Source organism: Chryseobacterium sp. G0201 (assembly GCF_003815655.1).
Classification (GTDB): Bacteria; Bacteroidota; Bacteroidia; order Flavobacteriales; family Weeksellaceae; genus Chryseobacterium.
Genome location: NZ_CP033917.1, coordinates 2264393 through 2283427, shown reverse-complemented (window position 1 = coordinate 2283427; position 19035 = coordinate 2264393). Strand labels below are relative to the sequence as shown.

Annotated in this window: 19 protein-coding genes and 1 tRNA gene; 17 read left to right on the top strand and 3 right to left on the bottom strand. The window is 35.1% G+C overall.

Annotated features, from left to right (window positions below):
• Window positions 1-353 precede the first annotated feature (353 nt).
• Window positions 354-427, bottom strand: a tRNA-Ile gene (locus EG348_RS10325).
• Between the two features lie 62 nt (window positions 428-489).
• Window positions 490-888 (bottom strand): methylmalonyl-CoA epimerase, encoded by a 399-nt coding sequence (mce, locus tag EG348_RS10320; RefSeq protein ID WP_123983044.1) that lies wholly within the window; start codon window positions 886-888, stop codon window positions 490-492.
• Window positions 889-980: 92 nt separating this feature from the next.
• Here mce and rbfA point away from each other — a divergent pair, with 92 nt between their 5' ends.
• The 7 genes from rbfA to EG348_RS10285 all read left to right on the top strand — a co-directional run bounded on the left by rbfA (window position 981) and on the right by EG348_RS10285 (window position 8761).
• A complete protein-coding gene (gene rbfA, locus EG348_RS10315; RefSeq protein ID WP_123983043.1) occupies window positions 981-1340 on the top strand; it encodes a 30S ribosome-binding factor RbfA in 360 nt (119 codons plus the stop codon).
• Window positions 1341-1343: 3 nt separating this feature from the next.
• Window positions 1344-2549 carry an ABC transporter permease gene (locus EG348_RS10310; protein WP_123983042.1) on the top strand — a complete coding sequence of 402 codons (1206 nt, stop codon included), beginning with the start codon at window positions 1344-1346 and terminating at the stop codon, window positions 2547-2549.
• A gap of 48 nt (window positions 2550-2597) precedes the next feature.
• On the top strand, window positions 2598-4391 hold the full coding sequence (locus EG348_RS10305) for an endonuclease (protein ID WP_123983041.1): 1794 nt from the start codon (window positions 2598-2600) through the stop codon (window positions 4389-4391).
• A 60-nt stretch (window positions 4392-4451) separates the two neighbouring features.
• Window positions 4452-5189 (top strand): shikimate dehydrogenase family protein, encoded by a 738-nt coding sequence (locus tag EG348_RS10300; RefSeq protein WP_123983040.1) that lies wholly within the window; start codon window positions 4452-4454, stop codon window positions 5187-5189.
• A gap of 75 nt (window positions 5190-5264) precedes the next feature.
• Window positions 5265-7070, top strand: coding sequence for a DUF349 domain-containing protein (locus EG348_RS10295; RefSeq protein WP_123983039.1), 1806 nt, complete (start codon window positions 5265-5267; stop codon window positions 7068-7070).
• A 60-nt stretch (window positions 7071-7130) separates the two neighbouring features.
• The gene (ribD, locus tag EG348_RS10290; RefSeq protein WP_123983038.1) at window positions 7131-8150 is read left to right on the top strand and encodes a bifunctional diaminohydroxyphosphoribosylaminopyrimidine deaminase/5-amino-6-(5-phosphoribosylamino)uracil reductase RibD; all 1020 of its coding nucleotides are present in this window, start codon (window positions 7131-7133) and stop codon (window positions 8148-8150) included.
• A gap of 5 nt (window positions 8151-8155) precedes the next feature.
• Window positions 8156-8761, top strand: coding sequence for an IMPACT family protein (locus tag EG348_RS10285; protein ID WP_123983037.1), 606 nt, complete (start codon window positions 8156-8158; stop codon window positions 8759-8761).
• On the opposite strand, the gene EG348_RS10280 is transcribed toward EG348_RS10285, so the two are convergent.
• A complete protein-coding gene (locus EG348_RS10280) occupies window positions 8758-9468 on the bottom strand; it encodes a zinc metallopeptidase (RefSeq protein WP_185145504.1) in 711 nt (236 codons plus the stop codon). The genes EG348_RS10285 and EG348_RS10280 overlap by 4 nt on opposite strands.
• A gap of 106 nt (window positions 9469-9574) precedes the next feature.
• On the opposite strand from EG348_RS10280, the gene EG348_RS10275 reads away from it, so the two are divergent.
• The 10 genes from EG348_RS10275 (at window position 9575) to nuoH (ending at window position 19001) form a co-directional block, all read left to right on the top strand.
• Entirely contained in the window at window positions 9575-10708 is a 1134-nt protein-coding gene (locus EG348_RS10275; protein WP_123983036.1) for a GTP cyclohydrolase, read from the top strand.
• A gap of 387 nt (window positions 10709-11095) precedes the next feature.
• A complete protein-coding gene (locus tag EG348_RS10270) occupies window positions 11096-11467 on the top strand; it encodes an NADH-quinone oxidoreductase subunit A (protein ID WP_123983035.1) in 372 nt (123 codons plus the stop codon).
• A 102-nt stretch (window positions 11468-11569) separates the two neighbouring features.
• On the top strand, window positions 11570-12130 hold the full coding sequence (locus EG348_RS10265) for an NADH-quinone oxidoreductase subunit B (protein WP_047397471.1): 561 nt from the start codon (window positions 11570-11572) through the stop codon (window positions 12128-12130).
• A 6-nt stretch (window positions 12131-12136) separates the two neighbouring features.
• On the top strand, window positions 12137-12631 hold the full coding sequence (locus EG348_RS10260; RefSeq protein ID WP_123983034.1) for an NADH-quinone oxidoreductase subunit C: 495 nt from the start codon (window positions 12137-12139) through the stop codon (window positions 12629-12631).
• A gap of 62 nt (window positions 12632-12693) precedes the next feature.
• Window positions 12694-13917, top strand: a complete 1224-nt coding sequence (locus EG348_RS10255) for an NADH-quinone oxidoreductase subunit D (RefSeq protein WP_123983032.1) — start codon at window positions 12694-12696, stop codon at window positions 13915-13917.
• A gap of 122 nt (window positions 13918-14039) precedes the next feature.
• Window positions 14040-14549 (top strand): complex I 24 kDa subunit family protein, encoded by a 510-nt coding sequence (nuoE, locus tag EG348_RS10250; protein ID WP_123983030.1) that lies wholly within the window; start codon window positions 14040-14042, stop codon window positions 14547-14549.
• 13 nt (window positions 14550-14562) lie between these two features.
• A complete protein-coding gene (gene nuoF, locus EG348_RS10245) occupies window positions 14563-15921 on the top strand; it encodes an NADH-quinone oxidoreductase subunit NuoF (RefSeq protein ID WP_123983028.1) in 1359 nt (452 codons plus the stop codon).
• Between the two features lie 10 nt (window positions 15922-15931).
• On the top strand, window positions 15932-16816 hold the full coding sequence (locus EG348_RS10240) for a hypothetical protein (RefSeq protein ID WP_123983026.1): 885 nt from the start codon (window positions 15932-15934) through the stop codon (window positions 16814-16816).
• A gap of 41 nt (window positions 16817-16857) precedes the next feature.
• Window positions 16858-17856 carry a 2Fe-2S iron-sulfur cluster-binding protein gene (locus tag EG348_RS10235; RefSeq protein ID WP_123983024.1) on the top strand — a complete coding sequence of 333 codons (999 nt, stop codon included), beginning with the start codon at window positions 16858-16860 and terminating at the stop codon, window positions 17854-17856.
• A gap of 80 nt (window positions 17857-17936) precedes the next feature.
• Window positions 17937-19001, top strand: a complete 1065-nt coding sequence (nuoH, locus tag EG348_RS10230) for an NADH-quinone oxidoreductase subunit NuoH (RefSeq protein ID WP_123983022.1) — start codon at window positions 17937-17939, stop codon at window positions 18999-19001.
• Window positions 19002-19035: the final 34 nt, after the last annotated feature.

The following is a 19035-nucleotide window of genomic DNA, read 5'->3' as shown; positions in this document are numbered from 1 at the left end:
TGAAATTCCCTAAATATGAGACAAATATAAAAACTTTATGGTCAAAGTTCAGATTCTATTTTATTCTGTCAAGTTTTCAGAATTTTCTTTTTAGATTAGGTTCAATATAAAGATTGGAAGTCTTTCGATATGGTGACTTTTAGCATAAGTAAGAACCCTGTTATTAACTTTGCACAAGTGTTTCCGTTTGTTTAATCGGTTTGTACATTGTATCAGAAATTTATATTCAATATTTTGAATCGTTTCTAATCAATTAATTTAATTTTTAAAATATTGGATAGCTGTAAATTTCCCTTATTCACTTACCTAAAAAAATAACCCCTTGAAAATATTGATTTTCAAGGGGTTTATTGTGGTCCCACCTGGGCTCGAACCAGGGACCACCTGATTATGAGTCAGGTGCTCTAACCAACTGAGCTATAGGACCTCAAAATTTGGTTAAATTTTGTGTTTGCAAAAATAGTAAAATTTCTTTCACCACAAAACTTTTTATTGCTTTTCTTGGCAAAGTTCTACCAACACGCCATTAGTGGATTTAGGGTGGAGGAACACAACCAATTTATTATCAGCACCTTCTTTAGGTTCTTCTGAGATGAAAATAAATCCCTCTTTTTTTAATCTTTCAACCTCTTCAACTATATTTTCGACGCCAAAAGCCAAATGATGGATGCCTTCTCCCTTTTTATCGATAAATTTTGAGATCGGACTTTCAGGATTACTGGCTTCTAACAGCTCAATTTTACTTTCACCGGTTTCATAAAAAGAAGTAACTACACCTTCCCTTTCTACAGATTCTTTTTTATAAGATTCCTTACCTAAAAGTTTCGTAAACAGTTCATCAGATAACCCCAAAGATTTCACTGCAATGCCAATATGTTCTAGCTTCATAAATAAAAATAAATATAATTAAGTCGTAAATTTGATAATGACATCAAATTTCAAATAGCAATTCAAACAAAAGTACTAAATTTGCATAACTTATGGAAAGTAACAGACAAAGAAAAGTAGCACAGATTATACAGGAAGATTTCGCAGAACTTTTCCGCAAACAGGCTGCAGAAAGCAAGCAAAGTTTTTTAGTATCCGTTTCGGATGTAAAAATAACTCCGGATTTGAGTATTGCTAAAATTTATTTAAGCATATTCCCTCAGGAATTCAGAACTTCTATCATGAAGGAAATTGAGGAAAACAAAACTCAGTACAGAAATTTTATCGGCCAGAAAATGGGTAAGCAGGTGAGAATCATTCCACAGCTTAATTTCTATTTGGATACTGCCCTTGATGATGTAGAAAAACTTGAAAAAGAACTAAGAGGCGAAGGCGACAATCCTATTTTATAGATTTTGAAAAACATTGCATTTTACATAGCTTCACGCTACCTTTTATCAAAAAAAGGGAGTACTGCCGTTACGTTTATTACGTGGCTGGCGGTAGGAGCAATGACGGTTGCTGTAACTGCAATGTTTGTAATTATCTCCGTTTTTTCGGGACTTGAAGATCTTAACAAAGATCTTATTTCAAACCTTCATGCCGACTTAACGCTGAAAAGCAGTACAGGAAAAACCATCAAAAATCTCGATAAAGTTGATAAAATATTAAGAAACGATAAAGAGATCAGCAGTTTTTCAAAAGTTATTGAAGAAAAAATATACATTAGCTATAACGGAAAAGGAGACATTGCTTATTTAAGAGGTGTGGATTCTGCTTATACAAAGGTTAATCCTATTAATAAAGATGTTTTCTACGGATCTTATCCAAGTTTCGAATATTCGAATGAAGTATTAATGGAAAACTCTCTAGACAACAGATTATCTATTCCTATAGCTTCATCCGGAGATTACGCAACTCTTTTTATGCCTAAACCTGGAACCGGTATTATTAATAAGGAAGAAGACATCTATAATAAAAAAGATATTCTGATTACCGGAGTTTTCCCCGGAAAGGATCAATTAGACAATTATATAATCTCCCCTATAGAACTGACTCAGGAATTACTTAATTTGCCTAAACATTCTGCTTATCAAATTGTTATTAAATTAAAAAATTCCAACAACACAGATTCGGTAAAACAAAGATTGTTATCTTCACTTGGAAAGGATGTCGAAATCAAAACTAAGGAAGAAGAAAATGCCGCCTTCTGGAAAATGATCAATACTGAAAAGCTATTCATTTATCTGATTTTTGCTTTGGTGATCTTCATTACAACTTTCAATCTAGCCGGAGCGATCATTATTTTACAGTTAGATAAAAAAGAACAGGCAAAATCTCTGATTTCTTTAGGTTTTCCTTTAAGTCATCTAAGAAGAATTTATTTCTATACAGGCATTCTTATTGTAGTTTTAGGTGTTATTTCTGGTCTTATATTGGGTACGGCACTTTGCTACTTCCAACTATATACCGAGTTTTTCAAAGCCAATGAAACACTTCCCTTCCCTGTAAGAATTGTTGGAAAAAATTATGCAACCGTAGCGATTACCGCTTCCCTATTCGGTTTCATTATTTCTTGGGCATTCTCTAAGATCAGTAAAGAGTATATTACTAAAAATTAATAAACATTTTTTTTGTTTTTTTGTACCTTTACCGCCCAATTTTAACTAATGAAACGTACTTTACTCTCTTTTTTATTAAGCTTTGCATTTATAAGTGCATTCGCTCAGATTCCTTCGGGATATTACGATGGAACGACCGGTCTTAGCGGCCCCGCGTTGAAAACGAAATTAAAAGAAATCATCACAAATGGTCATCAGGATCATGGTTATAGCGGTTTATGGACAGGCTATGCAACCACCGACCGAGATTATTCTTACGAAAACGATGGAACAATTTTAGACATTTATTCTGAAAATCCTAACGGTGCAGATCCATATAATTTTAATTATGGTCCCGGTGATCAGTGTGGAACTTACAGCAATGAGGGCGACTGCTACAACAGAGAACATATTGTTCCTCAAAGTTTATTCAGCGAAGCATTTCCAATGAAATCAGACATTCACTTTATTCGTGCTACGGATGGAAAAGTGAACGGAATGAGATCTAATTATCCTTTCGGGAAAGTTGGTTCTGCAACTTTCACATCACAAAACGGATCAAAATTAGGAACTTCTGTTTCACCAGGATATTCTGGTATTGTATTTGAGCCAATCGATGCTTTCAAAGGTGATGTTGCAAGAATGATCCTTTATTTTGTAACGAGGTACGAATCTCAACTTGCGAGTTTCAGCTCAGGAAATATGCTTGGAGGCTCCCCTTTCCCGGGACTTCAGACATGGGAGCTTAATCAATTACTTGCATGGAATACTTTAGATCCTGTATCTCCGACAGAAATTGCAAGAAACAACGCAGCCTATATTTATCAGGCAAACAGAAACCCATATATTGATCATCCTGAATATGTTGCCCAAATCTGGGGAACTCCTGTTGTGGATACTCAGGCTCCAACAGCTGCTACCAACTTGGCTGCAAACAATCCAACTTCAAATTCAATTGCTTTAAGCTGGACTGCTGCTACAGATAATATCGGAGTAGCGACTTATGAAATTTATGCCAATGGAGTTTTAAAAGCTACTGTTTCTGGATCTTTAACTTCAACTATTGTTGCCAATTTAGCATCTTCTACAACATATAATTTCTATATTATCGCTAAAGATGCTTCTGGAAACCCATCTCCTCAAAGCAACATAGCAACTGAAACTACCCTTCCTGGACAGTCTGGAGGAAATACAAGTTGTGGATCAGAAAATTTTGAAACTATTCCGGCTACTTCAAATCCAGTGTATGCTACTCAGACATGGACAAACAATAATATTACTTGGTCTGCAACAGATTCAAGAATAGACCAAACTATAAACGGAAAAGCAATTAACGTCCGAAACGGAAGCCTTACAAGCTCTACTATTTCAGGAGGGATTAACAGCTTAACAGTTACTACAAAATTACCGTTTTCTGATACTGCAGGAAACCTAACTTTACAGATCAATGGAAACAATGCTGGGACTATTCCTTTTAGTACTTCAAATACAACAACTACTATAAGTAATCTAAATATTTCCGGTAATATTGTTATTAAAATTATAAATTCAGAAACAGGAAAAAGAGTTTCTATTGATGACTTAAGCTGGACTTGTAATACCACTACACTAGGAACAACTGAAACTACAAAACAAAAAACATTCAGTATCTACCCTAACCCTGTTAAAAACAACGAGCTTTTTGTAAAAGGTGAAAACTTAAGCAAAATTACAAAAGCACAGATCTATGACCTTTCAGGAAAATTGATCGAAACAATCGAAAATCCTTTTAAAAATGCTAATAAGATCAATTTTAAAGGACTTACAAAAGGAAACTACATTCTTAAAACTGATATCGCTACAACAAAATTCATTGTAGAATAACAGAAAAAATATTTTTAAACTAAAGGCCGATTTATTCGGTCTTTTTTTTATTTTTGATACATGGATTCCAATAAAAAATTAGGCTTAATAGGAAGAAATATTTCTTATTCTTTTTCCAAAAAATACTTCGAAGATAAATTTCAAAAGCTGATGCTAAAAGGCTTTTCGTATACTATTTTTGATTTAAATGAAATTAATGAAGTTGAAGGTTTATTTTCAACACCCGATCTTTTGGGTTTCAATGTAACGATTCCTTATAAAGAAAAAATCATCGATTATTTGGACGAATTAAGTGATGAAGCGGAAAAAATAGGCGCTGTAAACTGTGTTTTAATTCAGGACGGTAAAAAAATAGGCTACAATACAGATGCTGTCGGATTTGAAAAAACATTGCTTCTTCATAAAAAATCATATCAGGATTCTGCATTAATTTTAGGAAATGGTGGCGCCGCAAAAGCTGTAAAATACGCTTTAGACAAACAAGGAATTTCTTCAAAAATCATTTCAAGAAATTCGGAAATTAATTTTGATAACCTGGATAAAGAAACCGTTCAAAATCACAAAATTATCGTACAGTGTACGCCTGTAGGCACTTTCCCGAATGTGGAAGACTGTTTAAACTTCCCTTTTGATGGGCTGTCAAAGGAACATTTAATTATAGATCTTATTTATAATCCGAACTATACTCAATTCATCATTAAAGCTTCAGAAAAAGGAGCAAAAACCGTGAATGGATATTACATGCTTGAACAGCAAGCAGAAAAAGCTTGGGAAATTTGGAATTTTCAAAAAAAATAACATAAATTAGTACTCAAATTGGTTTTTAGTCCATTTTAAAGGATATTAACTCCATTCACATAATATAGATTTGCTATGACAACAGAAAATAATCTTTCTGAAAACGAAGAAAATAAAATTTCTACCGAAGTATCTCAAGAAGAAACATCAGAAAACACCGTACCTGCTCAGGAAAATGCACATGAAGATGATGCAGAACATCATGAGGAGCATGCTGTTGCAGATATCACATTGAGCGAGGCTTTGAAAGAAATGGAAAAAATCATCAACACGCCTAATGCCGGTGAAGATTTTAGAAAATTCAATGTATTAAAAGAAAAAGCAAGTCATTTTATCCACGATGAAGTGGAAGATAAAAAGCATGAATATGTAGAAGGAGGAAATCTGGCTGAAAATTTCAGTTACGAGCATCCTTCACAGGCAAGATTTTCTGCTTTGGTTAATATTTTCAGAGAAAAACATGACGACTTCCAAAAAGGACAGGAAGAAGAGCAGAAAAAAAATCTGGATCACCGTCAGAGTATTATCGAAAGACTTAAAAACCTTTATACGAATTCTGAGCCGGGAACCAATCTTTTCAAATCTATTCGTGAGATAAAAGAAGAATGGTCACATGCAGGGCAGGTTGCAAAATCTGAGTTCAAAATTCTTAATAATAATTATTTCCACCATTTGAATCAGTTTTATCAAATGTTAGATTTAAATAAAGAATTTTTGGAACAGGAATACAGCCACAATCTTGAAAAAAGAGAACACATTATTGCTCGCGCTAAAGAACTAGAAAACGAACCTGTAATTCAGAAAGCATTAAACGAATTACAATATCTTCATAAACTTTGGAAGGAAGAAGCAGAACCAGTTGCAGAAGAATTCCGTGAAAAAACTTGGGAAGAATTTAAAGAAATTTCCAACAAAATTCACGAAAGAAAATCTGAACTTTCTGCAGCGATTGAATCTGAACAAAATGAAAATTTTGAAAAGAAAAATCAGATCATTACAGAAATCAAAAAACTTTCTGAGCCTTCTGACACTCCGAACCACAGCTATTGGCAGAATTCAATTAAAAGAGTTGAAGATCTTCGTTCTGAATTTTTAAAAACAGGAAGTGTTCCAAGAAAATTATCCAACCAAAACTGGAATGATTTTAAAACAACACTTCGAGCTTTTAATACAACAAAAAACAATTATTATAAGTCTTTAAAAGGATCTCAGCAGACCAATCTGGATGAAAAATTAAAATTGATCCAAACTGCAAAAGACAATATGAATAATGAAGAGTGGGACATCGCTGTTCCGTTATTCAAAAAATTGCAGGAAGACTGGAAAAAAGTTGGTCACGTTCCAAAGAGCATGACGAACAAGATCTGGGATGAATTCCGTGATGCATGTAACACTTTCTTCAACAATTACAGAGAGAAAAGCAATGCTTCTACTGATAACTGGAAAGAAAATTACAAACATAAAAAAGAGATTCTAGAAGATTTAAAGACCGTTTCAGACGAAGAAGGAAGTATCGAAAGAATTGAAGCTATAAAATCTGCCTGGAATAATATTGGAAAGGTTCCGAGAGATAAAATTGCGATCAATTCTGAATTCAACAAAACGTTGAGAGAAAAATTGAAACTGAATAAGATCAACGAGCTTGAATTAAAAGAAGAAGGTTTATCTGAAAATCAATTAACCGATAAAGCAAGAAAAATCAAGAGCCAAATTTCTGATCTTGAAGCTGAAATCGTGAAATTGGAAAACAATTTGGCATTCTTCAACAAGCCTTCAAGAGAGAACCCAATGTTGAAAGACACTTTCATTATGATTGATGAAAAGAAAGCTCATTTGGAAACTTTAAAACAAAATCTTCACAAAATTATCGCTGGGGAATAAAATAATTTAAAATCTAAAAAAGGCGGAGCAAAGAAATTTGTCTTCGCTTTTTTCTTTACTATGCAGGACGAATTTTATATAAAAAGATGTATCGAATTAGCTCAAAAAGCGTTGGGCAAAACCTATCCAAATCCGTTGGTAGGAAGTGTTATCGTTCATAACGGAGAAATTATCGGTGAAGGTTATCATCATAAAGCCGGAGAGAATCATGCTGAAATCAACGCAATTAATTCAGTTAAAAACAAAGATCTCATCCCTGAATCGACGATTTATGTTTCTCTTGAACCTTGTGCTCATTATGGAAAAACTCCGCCTTGTGCCTTAAAAATTAAGGAGCTTGGTTTCAAAAAAGTAGTGATCGGCGCAATGGATTCTCATGATAAAGTAAACGGAAAAGGAAAAAAAATCATTCAGGATGCAGGAATTGAAGCTGTTTCTGGAGTTTTAGAAAACGAATGTATCGAACTTAATAAAAGATTTTTCACCTATCACGAAAAGCAAAGACCTTATATTATTCTAAAATGGGCAGAATCAGAGGACGGATTTATGGACAAAGATTTCAAGCCCTACTCTATTTCAAATTCTTTGGTGAATCAATTTGTTCATCAATTAAGAGCTTACGAACATGCAATTTTAGTCGGAACTCAAACTGCTTTGAATGACAATCCTAGTTTGACGGTAAGGAATGTTGAAGGTGTAAATCCTGTAAGAATTTTAATTGATTTTGATTTAAAAGTTCCTAAAGATTTTAAAATATATAATGAAGAAGCAAAAACGTTAGTTTTTAATTTAACTCAAGAAGGAATTGAAGGAAATATTCATTTTATTAAAATTGAAAAGGAAAATTTTCTGCCAGATTTAATGAAAGCTTTGTACAAGGAACAAATTCAATCTGTAATTATTGAAGGTGGAAGCTTTACTTTACAACAATTCATCAATGCAGATCTTTGGGATGAAGCAATTGTGATTAAAAATGAAAATTTGAAATTGGAGAATGGCACAAATGCTCCAAAATTAGAATTTAAACCTAATAAAATTGAGAATTTTAGAGATAATGTAATACAATTCTATAAGAAATAAGGATAATGCAGTTCGAGTACAAAACCATAGAAAAACCCATAGAAAATACTTTACTGAAAGAAAAAGGAAGCAAATTCATCGGATTTGCCTTTCCTGTAAATAATGAAACTGAACTTAAAGCTGCTTTAGAAAAAATAAGATCAGAGCATCCAAAAGCTACGCATCATTGTTACGCTTTCAGAATGGGGCTAAATGGTGAAAATTATCGTGCAAATGACGACGGAGAACCATCCGGAAGTGCCGGATTACCTATTTACAATCAATTATTGGCACATGAAATTACAAATGTTTTAGTGATTTCAGTTCGTTATTATGGTGGAACCAAATTGGGAGTTTCAGGCTTGGTAAAAGCTTATAAAGAATGTGCAAAAATCACTTTAGACGAAGCCAATATTATTACGAAAGAATTAGAAACGGAAATAGAAATTCAATTCAGTTTTAATCAACAAAACACGATCTTCACATTGCTTTCTAAATTTGATGCTAAAGTTTTAAATTTTGATGCTAATGAAAACTGTATCCTAACCGCGTCATTAAAAATAGCACAAAAAGAAAGCATCTCAGACAAATTGTCCGAGATGCAGAATATTTCGTTTGAATTTATTGATTAATTTCTTCTTCCTCCCATCAATAAAGATGCCCAGTAAAGAAGTTGTGCTAAAGATCCGATCGCTGCTACAACATAAGTTCTTGCTGCCCACTTCAAACTATCCTGAACACCAACATATTCTTCAGCCGTTACGGTTCCGGTGTCTTTCAGCCATTTCATTGCTCTGTTGCTCGCATCATATTCCACAGGAAGCGTCACAAAAGCAAAAAGAGTGGTAAAGGCAAACATCAAAACGCCAATCGCCAAAACTATTGTATTTCCGTTTGGATCTTGTATTGATCGCGTTGCAGCCATAATTCCTATACCTGCTATAAGCACAAATTGCATCAAATTAGAACTAATATTAACAACAGGAACCAATTTTGAACGCAATTGAAGCATAGAATATCCCACTGCATGTTGCACAGCGTGACCACATTCGTGAGCAGCAACAGCTGCAGCCGCGGCATTTCTCTGCATATAAACACCTTCTGAAAGATTGACGGTTTTGTCAGCAGGATTATAATGATCTGTCAACTGTCCGGGAACCGAAATCACCTGAACATCATTAATCCCATTATCTCTCAACATTTTCTCAGCAACTTCTTTCCCGGAAAGTCCATTTCTAAGGTGTACATTAGAATAATATGCAAACTTGGATTTCAATTTTGATGAAACGTACCAGCTTACCAACATTGAAATACCAATAATTATGTAATAACCAATCATTTTTATTTGATTTAATGTATAATTTTAACCTTTAAGATGTAAAAACTGTGCCAAAGTATTACATTTTATTTATTTATATTTGCTCTACAATTAGCCCTATTAAACTATGTCTACAATTGCAGTTATTGAAGTAAAAACCCAAAAAGAATTAAAACAGTTTGTAAGGTTTCCGATGGATCTTTATAAAAACAATCCTTATTACGTTCCTTCTTTTATTAAGGATGAATTTAAAATTTGGGACGCAAAAGAAAACCCGGCTTTAAACTACTCAGAATCAAAACAATATCTGGCAATAAAAAACAATAAAGTAGCGGGAAGAATCGCTGTCATTATCAATCATAAGGAAGAGAAAGAATTAGGCGTAAAAAAAGTCCGTTTCGGATGGATTGATTTTATTGATGATAAAGAGGTTTCGGCAGCTTTAATTCAAAAAGCAATTGACTACGCTAAAGAGAACAACATCGACAAAATTGAAGGGCCAATGGGTTTCACCAATCTTGATAAGGCAGGAATGCTAACGATGGGCTTCGACAAACTGGCAACAATGATCGGGATTTACAATCACGAATATTACCCTAAACACCTTGAAGAACTTGGACTTACAAAAGAAAAAGAATGGGTAGAATTCGAAATGAATTTCCCTAAAATTTTACCTGAAAAAGTAGAAAAATTCAGTGGTTTAATTGCTCAGAAATATAAGCTTAAAGTACTTCATTTCAAATCAAAAGAAGAGATTTTACCTTACGTGGAACCGATGTTTAAATTGTTGGATGAAACTTATAAACATCTTTCAACATATACTCCGATTTCTGATGAACAGATCCAGACCTACAGAGAAAAATACTTCCCTTTTATTGATAAAAACTATGTAATTTGCGTTGTTGATGAAAATCAAGAGTTGGTTTCTTTCGCCATTACAATGCCTTCATATTCAAAAGCTTTACAGAAATCTAAAGGTAAATTATTTCCTTTTGGCTGGTGGCATTTTTTACAGGCCAGCAAGAAAAACGATAGAGCCAATTTTTATCTTATCGGAATTCACCCTGAATATCAGAGACGTGGTGTAACGGCCATTATTTTCAAAGAAATATTTGTAAGATTTACAAGTATGGGAATAGATTTCGCCGAAACCAACCCTGAATTGGAAGAAAATAAAAGTGTACAGGTTCTTTGGCAGGATTACAACCCTACAAACCACAAAAGAAGAAGAACGTACTCTTTGAATATAAGTAATGAGTAATTGGTGATGAGTAATCTTACCTATTTTCAACATGCTCTATAACTCTAAAACCATCAGACTCTAAAGCTCTCAACCCCTACCACCCAATAATGAAGCCACATCTTATTATTTTTGCCGTTTTAATTGCAGGTTTTATTGCTTATAATTTGTTTTTTAAAATAGAAGACGACAGAACAAATACTGTAGTTAACATAATGTATGCAAGTATACTATTTGCCTACATTTCGTTTATGGCCTACTCTCTCCTCAAAAAAATGAAGAAATAACGGCTATTTTTATTGATTCTAAATTACCACTTTTCCTAATTTTAATCCCACTTTTAAGGTTATTAATTTCATGCTTTCTTGTTTATTCTGTAAATTTGCAAATTGAGATAATAATGCAAAAATGAATTTACCTGAAAGTTATATTCCAATCCTTATCCAAGCCGGTGTTGCGGTTGCTTTCGTAGCAGTTTCATTGCTTGGTGCACACTTTCTTGGTCCACAACAGAAAAAAGGAAATTCTGTTAAAAACCAGAGCTGGGAATGTGGAGTTCCTGTAGAAGGAAATGCCAGAACACCGTTTTCGATCAAGTATTTCTTGACTGCGGTATTATTCGTACTATTCGATATAGAAATCGTATTTTTTTATCCATATGCTGTAAACTTCAGAGAATTCGGTTTTGAAGGATTCCTGGCTGTACTTACATTCGTAGCGATCTTCTTCGTAGCTTTTTTCTACGTTTGGAAGCGCGGTGCGCTAGATTGGGATAAATAAAAATTTTAAATTAAAAATTAAAAATTTTAGATGATGATTTTGAATTAAAGTTAACATTAACAACAATTTAGAATCTAATTTAAAATCTAAAATCACTACAAAATGTCAGATAACAAACCAGTAATAAGAACAGATGCACCTGCTCCCGAAGGATTTGAAGGAGAAGGCTTTTTCGCAACGAAACTGAGCAGTGTAATCGGGATGGCTAGAAAGTTCTCTCTTTGGCCTTTACCCTTTGCAACCTCTTGTTGTGGTATCGAGTTTATGGCTACCCTGAACCCTACTTATGATGCTTCAAGATTTGGTATGGAAAGAAACTCTTTCTCACCAAGACAGGCAGATATGTTGATGGTTTGCGGAACGATATCTAAAAAATTAGGACCCGTCCTAAAAGAAGTGTATACTCAGATGGCTGAGCCAAAATGGGTAGTTGCTGTTGGAGCTTGTGCTTCCAGCGGTGGTATTTTTGACACATACTCTGTTTTACAGGGAATCGATAAAATTATTCCGGTTGACGTTTACGTTCCCGGATGCCCGCCAAGACCGGAGCAGATCATCGAAGGTGTAATGCAGGTTCAGGCTTTGGCAGAAAGCGAAAGCATCAGAAGAAGAGATATGCCTGAATACCAAAAATTGTTAGACTCTTACAACATTAGCAACTAAACGGAAATGACGAACGAATTTGTACTAGAAGCAATCACAAGAGAATTTCCGGAGTCTGTAATTTCAAGTTCAGAGCCTTACGGAATGCTGACTGTTGAAGTAAAGAAAGATGATATCAAAAAGATCATTCATTATCTTAGAGATTCATCGCTGGAATTTAATTTCCTTACAGATATTTGTGGAATCCATTACCCAGAATTTCCGGAGAAAGAAATAGGAGTTGTTTATCACTTGCATAATATGATGGCCAACTTCAGAATCCGTCTTAAGATTTTTATGTCTAGAGAAAATATTGAAGTTGATTCTCTTGTAGAATTATTTGCAGGAGCCAACTGGATGGAAAGAGAAACTTTTGATTTCTACGGAATTAAATTTAAAGGACATCCGGATCTTAGAGCTATTTTAAATATGGAAGATCTTGGATACCACCCAATGTTGAAGGAATATCGTCTTGAGGATGGCACAAGAACAGACAAGAACGATAGCATGTTCGGAAGATAATATAGCTTCTGGCGAATGGCAGTTAGCCAATAGCCAAAAGCAAATAGCTAAAAGCAAATATTATGAAAGATAACTCATTATCTAATATACTTAACCAACACGAAAGTAAGGAGCAAATTGACGGTCAGTTATATACCCTCAATTTAGGACCTACCCACCCTGCTACTCACGGGATTTTCCAGAATGTCTTAACGATGGACGGAGAGAGAATCCTTCACGCAGAGCAGACAGTGGGATATATCCACAGAGCGTTTGAGAAAATTTCTGAAAGAAGAAATTATGCTCAGATCACTACCCTTACCGACCGTATGAATTACTGTTCTGCACCAATCAACAATTTAGGTTGGCACATGACAGTTGAGAAGCTAATTGGCGTTAAAGTTCCTAAGCGTGTAGATTATATGCGTGTAATTTTAATGGAATTAGCAAGAATCGGTGATCACCTTATCTGTAACGGTGTAACCGGGATGGATGCAGGAGCAATTACAGGTCTTACGTATATGTTCATCGAAAGAGAACGTATTTATGATATGTATGAGCAGATCTGTGGAGCAAGAATGACAACAAATATGGGAAGAATAGGAGGTTTTGAAAGAGATTTCACTCCAAAATTCCATGAGTTGCTGAAAGATTTCTTAAAAACTTTCCCTGCAAGATTTGCAGAGTTCGGTCAGTTATTAGAAAGAAACCGAATCTTTATGGACAGAACCATTGGCGCAGGAGCAATCTCTGCCGAAAGAGCATTAAGCTATGGTTTCACTGGTCCGAATTTACGTGCAGCAGGTGTAGATTATGACGTAAGAGTTGCACAACCTTATTCTTCTTATGAAGATTTCGACTTTATCATTCCGGTAGGAACTTCTGGTGATACTTACGACCGTTTCATGGTTCGTCAGCAGGAAATCTGGGAATCTCTTAAAATTATCAATCAAGCATACGATAACCTTCCTGAAGGACCATTCCACGCGGATGTTCCTGATTTCTATTTACCTGAAAAGGCAGACGTTTACAGCAAAATGGAGGCATTGATTTACCATTTCAAAATTGTAATGGGAGAAACTGATGTTCCTAAAGGTGAAGTTTATCACGCTGTAGAAGGTGGAAACGGAGAATTAGGATTCTATCTAGTGAGTGATGGTGGAAGAAGTCCTTACAGACTGCACTTCAGAAGACCATGTTTTATCTACTATCAGGCGTATCCAGAGATGATCACAGGTTCTGTAATTTCAGATGCGATCGTTACGATGTGTAGTATGAATATTATTGCGGGAGAATTAGACGCATAATTTAGATATTAGAAAAAAGATGAAAGAAAAAAGACTTTCATCACCTTATATAAAACGAATTTAGAATATCGAACTTTAGAATCTTTTTTCATTGTTCTTTAGTCTTTAATTAGAGATAAAAAATGAGCGAAACAATAGCTTTTAAACCGGAAAGTTTAGCACAGGTACATAAAATTATCGCAAGATATCCTGAAGGTAGACAAAAATCTGCTCTTCTTCCTGTTCTGCACTTAGCACAGAAAGAATTCGGAGGATGGTTAGACGTTCCTGTGATGGATTATGTTGCTGAATTATTAAGTATTAAGCCAATTGAAGTATATGAAGTAGCTACTTTTTATACCATGTTCAATATGAAACCGGTTGGAAAATATGTCTTGGAAGTTTGTAGAACGGGACCTTGTATGGTTTGCGGAAGCGAAAAAATCCTAGACCATATCAGAACTAAACTGAACATTAAGGACGGAGAAACTACAGAAGACGGAATGTTCACATTAAAGCCGGCTGAATGTCTTGGTGCTTGTGGATATGCACCAATGCTGCAGTTAGGGAAATTCTTTCATGAAAATTTAACGATAGAAAAAGTAGACGAAATCCTTGATCTTTGCAGACAGGGGCAAGTTGCTTTAGATTAATTATAAATATACGATGAGTAAAAAACTTTTACTTAAGGATGCACATATAGAAGGTATTCGCTATTTCGAAACCTACCGCAAACAGGGAGGTTACGGAGCAGCTGAAAAAGCCTTGAAAATGACACCGGACGAGATTTTGGAAGAAGTAAAAGCTTCCGGACTTCGTGGACGTGGTGGAGCAGGATTCCCAACAGGGATGAAATGGAGCTTTCTGGCAAAACCGGAAGGAGTTCCAAGACACTTGGTAGTAAATGCCGATGAATCTGAACCGGGAACTTTCAAAGACAGATATTTGATGGAATTTCTTCCTCATTTATTGATCGAAGGAATGTTGATTTCTTCTTACTGTTTAGGTTCAAATGTTTCTTATATCTACATCCGTGGAGAATATTCTTGGATTCCGGATATTTTAGAAGAAGCTATTGAAGAAGCTAAAGCTGCAGGATTTTTAGGTAAAAACATCATGGGAACTGGTTTCGATTGCGAAATTTATGTTCAAAGAGGTGGTGGAGCTTATATCTGTGGTGAAGAAACAGCATTGCTTGAATCTCTTGAAGGTAAAAGAGGAAACCCAAGATTAAAACCGCCATTCCCGGCTGTAAAAGGACTTTGGGAAAGACCAACGGTTGTAAATAACGTTGAATCTATCGCGGCAATCGTTCCAATTATTGATATTACAGGAGCTGAATACGCTAAAATCGGTGTTGGAAGATCTACAGGTACAAAATTAATTTCTGCTTGTGGAAACATCAACAAACCAGGAGTGTATGAAATCGATATGACCATTACGGTTGAAGAATTCATTTATTCTGATGAATATTGCGGTGGTATTAAAGATGGGAAAAAGTTAAAAGCTTGTATCCCTGGAGGAAGCTCAGTTCCGATTGTTCCTGCTAATTTATTATTAAGAACCGTAAACGGAGAACCAAGATATATGAACTATGAATCATTAGCTGATGGTGGATTTGCTACCGGAACAATGATGGGTTCAGGAGGTTTCATCGTTTTAGATGAAGACCAGTGTATCGTAGAACATACCATGACATTGGCGAGATTTTATCACCACGAAAGTTGTGGACAATGTACACCTTGCCGTGAAGGAACGGGATGGATGCATAAGATCTTAAAGAAGATTGAAAAAGGAGAAGGAAAAATGGAAGATATCGATCTACTTTGGGATATTCAGAGAAAAATCGAAGGAAATACGATCTGTCCATTAGGTGATGCAGCGGCTTGGCCTGTTGCAGCAGCAATTCGTCATTTTAGAGACGAGTTTGAATGGCATGTGAAAAATCCGGAATTGTCTCAGACACAAAATTACGGACTGGCAAACTACGCAGATCCAATTCCTGCCGTTGAAAAAAATGCTTAGTCAAATTAAAATGAAGAAGTTATTAGCTGTTGGATTAATGATGTCGGGACTTGCTTTTGCGCAGGTTAAAAAAGATACATTAGAGAAAGAATATAAACTGGAGGTAGCACCTGTTGATAAAGTTGAAAAGAAACAGAAGCCTAATCCATTAAGTAAGAAAGGTCAGTTTTTCGTTTTTTATGGTTGGAACAGAGCTGCTTATAGTAATTCTGACATTCATTTTCAAGGAAACGGATACGATTTTCAATTGAATAATGTATCAGCACAGGACAGACCTACAAAATTTGGAATTGTTTATTTTGATCCAAGTTGGTTTACCGTTACACAATATAATTTTAGGCTGGGATATTTTATTAAAGATAATTTAGCATTGGTACTCGGGATAGATCATATGAAATATGTGATGGATCAGAACCAGACAGTAGATTTTAAAGGACATATTTCAGATCCTCAGTATGCAGGAATGGTACAGAACGGACAGGTAGATTTATCTGATTCACAGTTTCTTACTTTTGAACATACGGATGGACTTAATTATGAAAATTTAGGTCTTGAGAAATACAAAAATCTTATTCATAAAAAAAATATAGATTTAGTATGGTCTTATGGAGCCGGAATCGGAGTAATGTTTCCTAAAAGTAATGTAAAGCTTTTCGGAAATGAAAGAAGTGACCGTTTTCACGTTGCAGGTATGGGAACTGATATCAGATCCAGTTTAAACTTAGTTTTCTGGAAAAACTGGATGATCAGAGTAGAAGGAAAAGCCGGTTATGTTAATATGTGGGATATCAAAACTACATTAAATAATAAGCCTGATAAAGCACAACAGGATTTTGTTTTCGGACAGGTTCTGGCAGGAATCGGATATACATTTAATACAAAGAAAAATAAATAACAAAGCCTATTGCTTAATGCAGAAAGCTTAAAGCATATGATATGAGCGAAGAAGTTAAAAAATTCAAAATAACTATAGACGGACAAACTACTGAAGTTTTGCCTGGTACTTCTATTCTGGAAGCCGCAAGACAGATCGGTGGAAAATCTGTACCTCCTGCAATGTGCTACTACAGCAAATTGGAAACCAGTGGAGGAAGATGTAGAACTTGCTTAGTAGAAGTTTCGAAAGGATCGGAAGCAGATCCCCGCCCTATGCCAAAATTAGTTGCTAGTTGCAGAACTAACGTAATGGACGGTATGGAAGTGAAAAATCTTTCTTCTGATAAAGCTCAGGAAGGTAGAAAAGCAGTTACCGAATTTTTATTGGTCAATCACCCGTTGGATTGCCCTGTTTGTGATCAGGCAGGAGAATGTAGTCTTCAGGATCTTGGCTATGAGCACGGTGTTGAAAGTACGAGAACTGAATTTGAAAGAAATACTTACGAAGCAGACGATCTTGGTCCGAATATTAAGTTGAATATGAACCGTTGTATTCTTTGTGCAAGATGTGTATTGACAGCAAATCAATTAACAGAAACAAGAGAGCATGGAATTCTTTTCAGAGGAGATCACGCAGAAATTTCTACTTATTTAAATAAAGCTTTAGATAACGACTTCATCGGAAACATTATTGATGTTTGCCCGGTTGGAGCATTAACAGACAGAACATCTCGTTTTGCAAGCAGAGTTTGGTTCACAAAACCAATGAATGCAACTTGTAAATGTGATAAATGTTCAGGAAAAGCTACTGTTTGGATGAAAGGTGACGAAGTTTTAAGAGTTACTGCAAGAAAAGATCAGTGGGGAGAAGTTGAAGAATTCATCTGCGATACATGTCGTTTCGAAAGAAAAAGCCTAAGCGACTGGAATATTGAAGGACCTAGACATATCGACAGACATTCTGTTATTTCACTGAATCATTATGAAAAGCCTAAAGATGAGCTAAGAGTTTTAGACAATCCGATGGCTAAGGAAATCAGTGAAAAAGACGAAAAATAAATTTTAATAAGATTACAGATTTCAGGAACAGATTTAATCTAATTTCTAACTTCTACTATCTAACATCTATAAAAATAAAAATGGATTTACTTACATTTAAACTTATACTTGTACTAGCACTTTTCTTGTTATCATTAACGATAGCAGCCTACTCTACTTGGGCAGAAAGAAAAGTTGCCTCTATTATGCAAGACAGAATAGGTCCCAACAGAGCCGGACCTTTCGGATTACTACAGCCTCTTGCAGATGGTGGAAAGTTTTTCTTTAAAGAAGACTTTACGCCTGCCAATGCAGAAAGATTCCTATTTGTATTAGGACCTGCTTTGGTAATGTTTATTTCATTGATCACAGGAGCGGTTATTCCTTGGGGTAAAAGTTTAAATATTGGAGGTACTTCTTTTGATCTACAGGTTGCCAACATTGATGTTGGGGTACTTTTTATCATCGGAATGGCTTCTATTGGTGTTTACGGAATTATGATCGGAGGTTGGGCTTCGAATAACAAATATTCATTATTAGGTGCTATCCGTGCTTCTTCTCAGATGATTTCTTATGAATTAGCGATGGGATTAGCTTTACTTTCTATCATTATGATGACAGGAAGTTTAGACTTAAAAGAAATTACAGAAAGTCAGACTACAGGAAAACTTTGGGGAGTAATTCCTTGGGTTTCCGGTATGAACTGGAATATTTTCTATCAGCCGATTGCCTTCCTTGTCTTCTTCGTAGCTGCTTTGGCAGAAACAAACAGACACCCTTTCGATTTACCTGAATGTGAATCTGAATTGGTAACAGGATATTCTACAGAATATTCATCAATGAAGTTAGGATTGTACATGTTCGGTGAATATGTAAACATGTTTATTTCAAATGCTTTCATGGTTGTTCTTTTCTTCGGTGGTTACAACTATCCGGGAATCGAATGGGTAACTCAGCATTGGGGTGAAAACACTGCAGGAATCTTGAGTGTTGTAGCATTCTTAACTAAAACGGTAATCGGAATCTTGATCTTTATGTGGATCAGATGGACGCTTCCAAGATTTAGATATGACCAATTAATGCACTTGGGTTGGAAAACTTTAATTCCGATGGCATTAGTGAACTTAATTATTACGGGTGCTGTAATTTTAGCATTTGCAAACTAAGAAATAGATAAGAATATATTTTTAACGCTGAATA

Excerpts from the sequence above, each read along its gene's own strand:
- mce (WP_123983044.1), bottom strand. The coding sequence starts at position 888 with ATGAAGCTAGAACATATTGGCATTGCAGTGAAATCTTTGGGGTTATCT.
- rbfA (WP_123983043.1), top strand. The coding sequence starts at position 981 with ATGGAAAGTAACAGACAAAGAAAAGTAGCACAGATTATACAGGAAGAT.
- EG348_RS10305 (WP_123983041.1), top strand. The coding sequence starts at position 2,598 with ATGAAACGTACTTTACTCTCTTTTTTATTAAGCTTTGCATTTATAAGT.
- EG348_RS10300 (WP_123983040.1), top strand. The coding sequence starts at position 4,452 with ATGGATTCCAATAAAAAATTAGGCTTAATAGGAAGAAATATTTCTTAT.
- EG348_RS10295 (WP_123983039.1), top strand. The coding sequence starts at position 5,265 with ATGACAACAGAAAATAATCTTTCTGAAAACGAAGAAAATAAAATTTCT.
- ribD (WP_123983038.1), top strand. The coding sequence starts at position 7,131 with ATGCAGGACGAATTTTATATAAAAAGATGTATCGAATTAGCTCAAAAA.
- EG348_RS10285 (WP_123983037.1), top strand. The coding sequence starts at position 8,156 with ATGCAGTTCGAGTACAAAACCATAGAAAAACCCATAGAAAATACTTTA.
- EG348_RS10280 (WP_185145504.1), bottom strand. The coding sequence starts at position 9,468 with ATGATTGGTTATTACATAATTATTGGTATTTCAATGTTGGTAAGCTGG.
- EG348_RS10275 (WP_123983036.1), top strand. The coding sequence starts at position 9,575 with ATGTCTACAATTGCAGTTATTGAAGTAAAAACCCAAAAAGAATTAAAA.
- EG348_RS10270 (WP_123983035.1), top strand. The coding sequence starts at position 11,096 with ATGAATTTACCTGAAAGTTATATTCCAATCCTTATCCAAGCCGGTGTT.
- EG348_RS10265 (WP_047397471.1), top strand. The coding sequence starts at position 11,570 with ATGTCAGATAACAAACCAGTAATAAGAACAGATGCACCTGCTCCCGAA.
- EG348_RS10260 (WP_123983034.1), top strand. The coding sequence starts at position 12,137 with ATGACGAACGAATTTGTACTAGAAGCAATCACAAGAGAATTTCCGGAG.
- EG348_RS10255 (WP_123983032.1), top strand. The coding sequence starts at position 12,694 with ATGAAAGATAACTCATTATCTAATATACTTAACCAACACGAAAGTAAG.
- nuoE (WP_123983030.1), top strand. The coding sequence starts at position 14,040 with ATGAGCGAAACAATAGCTTTTAAACCGGAAAGTTTAGCACAGGTACAT.
- nuoF (WP_123983028.1), top strand. The coding sequence starts at position 14,563 with ATGAGTAAAAAACTTTTACTTAAGGATGCACATATAGAAGGTATTCGC.
- EG348_RS10240 (WP_123983026.1), top strand. The coding sequence starts at position 15,932 with ATGAAGAAGTTATTAGCTGTTGGATTAATGATGTCGGGACTTGCTTTT.
- EG348_RS10235 (WP_123983024.1), top strand. The coding sequence starts at position 16,858 with ATGAGCGAAGAAGTTAAAAAATTCAAAATAACTATAGACGGACAAACT.
- nuoH (WP_123983022.1), top strand. The coding sequence starts at position 17,937 with ATGGATTTACTTACATTTAAACTTATACTTGTACTAGCACTTTTCTTG.